Origin of the sequence: Flammeovirga sp. OC4, from assembly GCF_000812565.1 — a bacterium.
Lineage (GTDB): Bacteria > Bacteroidota > Bacteroidia > Cytophagales > Flammeovirgaceae > Flammeovirga.
Genome location: NZ_JTAM01000159.1, coordinates 1 through 1,701, shown reverse-complemented (window position 1 = coordinate 1,701; position 1,701 = coordinate 1). Strand labels below are relative to the sequence as shown.

The 1,701-nt window shown below is 37.2% G+C and carries 1 protein-coding gene; it reads right to left on the bottom strand.

The features are described from left to right. Positions 1-85: 85 nt before the first annotated feature. The coding region (locus PL77_RS29705) for a sulfatase (protein ID WP_044213639.1) at positions 86-1,701 on the bottom strand (1,616 nt) is incomplete at its 5' end.

Below are 1,701 nucleotides of genomic sequence, written 5' to 3'. Positions count from 1 at the left end.
ATATTCGAAAACTTAGTTTACAATGTGTTTGGCACTTGTGATATAAAAATAGGTTTTGCGACAATCCCTAAGTAGAATTATCTTCCTATATTTCTTTTCCAGCCTTATTGCCTTCCCATCCTTTGTCCATTTGAGCCATTAATTGGGCTACAATTTCAGGAGAAGAATCGGCGATATTTTTTGTTTCTGTTGGATCATTTTTGTGATCATAAAGTTCCACATAGAGAGGTGCTTCATTAGGTTGCTTACGATTTTTCCAAACCACCAAACGGTACTCCTTATTACGCATTGCATAGCCCATAATATCGTTTTCGAATAATGCCCTATCCCAATCCTCTTTCATTTGATCTTTGATTTTCTGCTCTACTTCTTCAATCAAAGGCCCAAAGTAAGTTTCTCTCATTCCTTTGGATAATGGATTCGCAGCCCATTCTCTTAAGGCCGGAGTTGGGTATTGGCTAAACGCTGCTTTTTTCCAAGGGAGTTGAGGCTGATCCAATAATGGAGCAAAGGATTGCCCTTCTAAATGTTTTGGTAAATCAAGCCCGGCTAAATCACAAAGTGTAGGGTACATGTCTACTAATTCTACTAATGCATCAGAAGCAACACCTCTACTTTTTTGGTCTGGTGTCCATACTATTAATGGAACTCTAGTTGCAATTTCATAATTGGTAGCCTTTCCCCATATTCCCATTTCACCTAAGTGATAACCATGGTCAGACCACACCATAATGATAGTATTATCCAAAATACCTTCTTTCTTTAATGCTTGAATCACCTTACCAATCTGAGCATCTACATAACTTGAAGTAGCCAAGTAAGAATGAATTAAGTCCGTAGCTAAATCATCTCCAATTTTTCCTTTATTGGGGATATTGGCTCTAGTTCTTAACTCAAAAGAAGCATGAAGTCCCATTGCAGCCCCATTTTCAGGAGCTTCCGTCTGAGTACTTATTTTGATTTGATCTCTATCGTATAAATCCCAGTATTTCTTAGGAGCAACAAAGTTTAGGTGAGGAGAAATAAACCCTAATCCCATAAAGAAAGGTTTGTCTGGCTGCTCAGTAATCATTTGTTTGATATTGGCGATTGCAAGGTCAGCATTCATACCATCAATGTATGTATTATCAGGGACGTCCACACATTCAAACGCTGGTCCCATGCCAAGACCATACTTGGCTTCCTTACCGTATTTGGCAATCATTTCAGCTTTATTTTTCTTAAAGATTTCTTGATTTTCTTTTAAAGCATAACCACCTACTAAACCTTTAAACTTATACCCTAAAAGCTTTTTATCTGGTTTTTTGGACCAAGATTTTTCTGGGTCATTATATTTTGCATGATATACTTTACCGCAGTTCATGGTTTCATAACCGTTCTCTTTAAAATGCTGAGGAAGCGTAATAATATCAGGGTTTTCATCTCTAAAATACGTGTAGTTTTCAATCACATTGATCGTTTCCGGTCGTGCTCCTGTCATAGCACTAGCTCTGGAAGGACTACAAATTGCTTGTTGACAATACGCTCTGTTAAATTGCATACCTTGAGCTGAAAGTTGATCTAAATGGGGGGTAACCGCTATACTATTATCATAACTGCCCAATTCAGGTCTTAAATCATCAATCGCAATAAAAAGTATGTTAGGTTTCTTTTTTGTTTTTTGTTTGTTGTTTATAAACGGCAAAACGATTTGTACTCTCA